Source organism: Streptomyces sp. NPDC059443 (genome assembly GCF_042750105.1).
Taxonomy (GTDB): domain Bacteria; phylum Actinomycetota; class Actinomycetes; order Streptomycetales; family Streptomycetaceae; genus Streptomyces.
The window spans coordinates 1-3967 of the sequence record NZ_JBHYVM010000069.1 but is presented as its reverse complement, the minus strand read 5'-3'; the positions used below and the strand labels follow the sequence as shown (position 1 = coordinate 3967).

Here is a 3967-nt window from a genome sequence, read left to right as displayed (position 1 = left end):
TGCCGCGACGCTTTTGTAGCTGTCGGAGAAGTACAGGACCCGCGCGTCTCCCACGGTTCGGCTGAAGGCGCGCAGGTTGGGTTCCTCGCCCAACGCTTCGGCGTCCTGGTCCACGAGCCCGACAGCCGGGGTGAGTACGGCGCGAAGCTGGATCAGGTTGACCCGGTTCGGTTCCTCTGCACGGCCCACGGGTTCGGGGGCATCGGACGCCATCAGCGCGCCCGTGGTCACCCTCAGCGCGCGAGCGAGGGCGTGAAGTGTCTCCATCCGGACCGTTCCGCCCTGTTCGACCTTGCGGACGGTCCCCGGCGAGACGCCTGCGGCGTATGCGAGTTCTTCCTGGCTCATCCCGGCCCGACGCCGGTACTTACGGACGTTGTCCGCCAGTTCCGTAGCCATCAGCTGACCACCTCCAGCGCCACGGTACGCCGGTCCGACGAGTCAACCGAGGGCTATCCGGCAGATACCCGCCCGAAGCGGTGACCCACCACCGCGCTTGGTGCCGAGCAGGTGGCCAGCACCAGGCAGGGCCGAGGCGCCAGCAGAATCGGGGCCCGAGCGGGAGGGGTCCCTCGTCGGTCGGGCAGCTTCGCCGTACCAGGGTTCCCCGGGGGCCGCCAAGGCTCACCCGGTGACGCTTGCGCTCGGCCTTGGCGGCCCCCGGGGGTTCCTGGTACGCCTCCGGTGACCGGGCGACGAGGGACCCCTCCCGCGCCCCGACCACCCATCACCACGACGGAGCCGCACCCTCACTCGGCCTCCTCCCCCTCGGAGAGAGGGCCGGGGCCTGGGGCAGAGCCCCAGAACAAACCCCCCGCTGCTAGCTGTTGCGCGCCCGGACCAGCGGGGCAGCCGGCAAGCGGGGCGGAGACAGGAGCGGGCGGCGGCCCCGAGGGGCCGGGCGCGCGCGGGCCGCGCCAGCGGGCCGCCTTGATCAAGTAAAGAAACTCTGAACAGCTCACCCACTGGTCGAACCGACAGGAACGCGGTCGGGTCACAGTCAGGGTTGCTGCTGTCGCTGCTTCCTTGATTCGGTCAGTGCGGCCTCAAGCTTCTCGCTCGGCGATACGTCGGAGTCGCTTTCGTCGTCATGGAGCGGCGGCAGGAACAGGCCGCGTCGGCTCGTCTCGCGTTTGACCTTCCGGCGCTCGTTGAAGAGTCGCTGGTGCTCCTCGCGGACCGTGACCCATCGCTGGTCCAGCTCTGCTTCCCGTGCCAGCAGTTCGTCATCGTTGAGGTCGGCGAAACATCGGCGTCACCGCCACTGTCTACGCTCACGTCCGACTCCGCCTCCAGCGGAACGCCATCGACCTCCTCGGCCGCACGCTCCACAACCCCGTCGAGATCACCAACTAGCCCTACGACTGTGACGACCCGGCGCTGTGCGCAGCACCTGTCCGCTGACGTTGCCGTCAACTACTGCCGTCAACACCCCAGAGGGCCCACCGAAGAACGACCGGTGGGCCCTCTGGGATTTTGCGGATTTATCGAGCGGCGCCGACGGCGGATGAGGTCACTCGAATCGCCAACGGGCGCATGTCATCAGTTGACTGTTCTACGCTGAAACGAGATGATTGAAGAATTGCAGAAATAGCATCGAGCATGATTCGCTTCACCGTTCCGGAGTGTTGAATCACCGGCTCGTCGAATCGCCCCTGCTGGACAGCAACGGCTGCCGCCAGAAAAAGTCGCGACCCGGGGCACCACGTCACATAGACCCCGCCAGCTTCATCTGCGCCCGCGTCAACCTCGATCTCAGCTCCAGCGTCAACATTTCCGTCCTTCAGGACAGAGAGCCCCGCAAGCTCAAGCTCGTCGGCGACCTGATCGGCCAGCAGATTCAATGCGGCCTCAATGGCACCCTCTACCCGCTCAAATTCAGTCACGTCTCGCTCCTTCGCCATGCAGTATTGCCTGTTCAACGGCCTGGCGGGGGCGGGCATCTTACGCCCCACCCCCGCCTCGCTAACCAATCATGCCCCTGTTATCTTCCCTTGGCTGCTCTGATCATCATTTTGAGCAAGTCATTGGACGCCGAGTTCATCACGGCATCAGCGCCCCAAGGGACGGACCAGGTTATTGGTGTTCCCGGACTCAGCGCGCCATCCAAGAGTGGCCCACACACGGGACACGGCTGACGCTCACTATAGATCGCCGTGATCTTGCTGGGGTCAATGCCCTTTGCGGCCAGCTGGTCGAGAATGTGATTCTCTGAATGGTAGCCACCACCCTTACTGAACCCAATTATAGGTTTGTCGAGTCCTTCGACGTGCGCGGCCGCAACGTTTCGACCGTCCCCGATTCCCGACTTAACGCGAGCCTCAAAAGCCGCGTTGCTCAGCTCGTCGCTGTTGTAGTCAATCTGGCCGCCACAATTATGGACGAGGACCGGAGTCGCGCCCGCCAGCACATAGTACGTGTGCTGGCAGCCCCTCCTCTAGCTGCTTTTATGCAGGTGGGGAGGGGTTCTAGGGTCCGCCGGAGTCCGTGGTTGTGCGCGTGAATCCGTGGTTGTTGCCGTCGCTACTGCCGTCAGGAGTCGGGGTTCTCGGGTGGGTCGGGGATACGGTCACCGCGCGACTCGGCGACCCGAAGTGCATCGGTCAGGGCCTCGGTCAGCCGGCAGGCGAGCCACCGGTACTCGACGGCCGACAGCTCCTTGGCTCCGGGGGTCACGACCTTGCGGGCGTACTCCAGGAGTTCCTCGCCCATGTCGAGTTGTACTTCTTCGATGCTGTCGGCGAGCGAGGAGAGGTAGCCCCTGCCGTCGGTGCTGAGGTAGCAGGGGTTCCCGTCCTGAGTAGTCCATGGCAGTAAGCGGGGACCGGTCACGCCTGCTGCCGCGTCGTGCAGCTCCCTACGGCGCATACGGTCCGCGTCGGTCCTTGGTGTGCTCACCGTGTACCCCCACCTGGGTCGCCGAATGGAATACGGCGACCGTAGGGGCCTACTGTCCGTCACTCCATCGATGAGGCACGCCAGTTGGCGACGGAGCGTGCCAGAAGTATCGCGTAGCGTGGTAGCTATCCGACCACGCCCAGGTAGCCGGCCATCTCTCGCATCTCCGTCGTGAGGGTGCGCTTGCGCTTGCCCAGGATCTCCTGCATGGTCTCGGCGGCCATGTTCTGGTGCCGCATCCACTCCGGGGCCGCCGACCTGGCACGGGTCAGCTCATCCATGGCGGCCGACAGGTCTCCTGTGCGCGTGTGGGCGCGCGCCACGTCGAGGGTGAAGCGGTTCCCATCGTTAGTGCTGGGCCTACCCAAACGCTTCCACGCCTTGGGCGACAACTCCTCCTGTTCGCCGGCCTTGCGCACCACGGCGCGCGCGTCCCCTACGACCATGGAGTCTTCGAGGGCCTTCATTGCCGCCGTGACCGGACCGAAGACGGACCAGTGCCGGGAGACGTTGCGGTGCGACGTACCAACGGCGGCTGCCGCCACCCGGGCTGCCTTCCGGTACTCCTTGGCCGCATCCGGGCGGTTGTTGCGGGCGGCCGCGGCTGCGGCCTCCATCGCCAATCCGCCCCACACCGCGTAGTGGTCCGGCTCGGCCCCGGTGATCTTCGGTTCCACCGCGTCCATGCTCTGCGCAGCGATCCGCTCCGCCTCATCCAGCCGGCCCTGCCGCACGAGCAGCCAGCACATACCGCCGACGCCGGAGCCTGCCGCGAGCATGTCCCCGGCCTGCCTGGCATCCGTGATCGCACCGACCAGCGCGGTGTAGGCGATGTCGTACTGCCGGACCTGGGTGAGGTAGGTGCCGGCCAGACGTAGTGCCTCGGCGCGGGCCAGTAGGGCCTGCTGGTGCTCGTCTCCGCTGCTGTAATAGGCGACGGCCTTCGTGGCATCGCGCAGCAGGTCGGGCAGTTGTGCCGCGACGCTTTTGTAGCTGTCGGAGAAGTACAGGACCCGCGCGTCTCCCACGGTTCGGCTGAAGGCGCGCAGGTTGGGTTCCTCGCCCAACG

5 protein-coding genes are annotated in these 3967 nt (G+C 66.0%); all 5 read right to left on the bottom strand.

The window, feature by feature from the left end; translation table 11 throughout:
* The coding region (locus tag ACFXDJ_RS35750) for a helix-turn-helix domain-containing protein (protein ID WP_384851284.1) at positions 1-399 on the bottom strand (399 nt) is incomplete at its 3' end.
* A gap of 1085 nt (positions 400-1484) precedes the next feature.
* Positions 1485-1886: a hypothetical protein gene (locus tag ACFXDJ_RS35745; RefSeq protein WP_384663790.1), complete on the bottom strand. Its 402-nt coding sequence runs from the start codon at positions 1884-1886 to the stop codon at positions 1485-1487.
* A gap of 98 nt (positions 1887-1984) precedes the next feature.
* Positions 1985-2410, bottom strand: a complete 426-nt coding sequence (locus ACFXDJ_RS35740) for a nucleic acid/nucleotide deaminase domain-containing protein (RefSeq protein WP_384663792.1) — start codon at positions 2408-2410, stop codon at positions 1985-1987.
* 122 nt (positions 2411-2532) lie between these two features.
* On the bottom strand, positions 2533-2868 hold the full coding sequence (locus tag ACFXDJ_RS35735; RefSeq protein WP_384663794.1) for a hypothetical protein: 336 nt from the start codon (positions 2866-2868) through the stop codon (positions 2533-2535).
* Between the two features lie 155 nt (positions 2869-3023).
* Positions 3024-3967, bottom strand: a 944-nt coding sequence (locus ACFXDJ_RS35730) for a transcriptional regulator (protein ID WP_384851282.1), incomplete at its 5' end; no start/stop codon positions are given.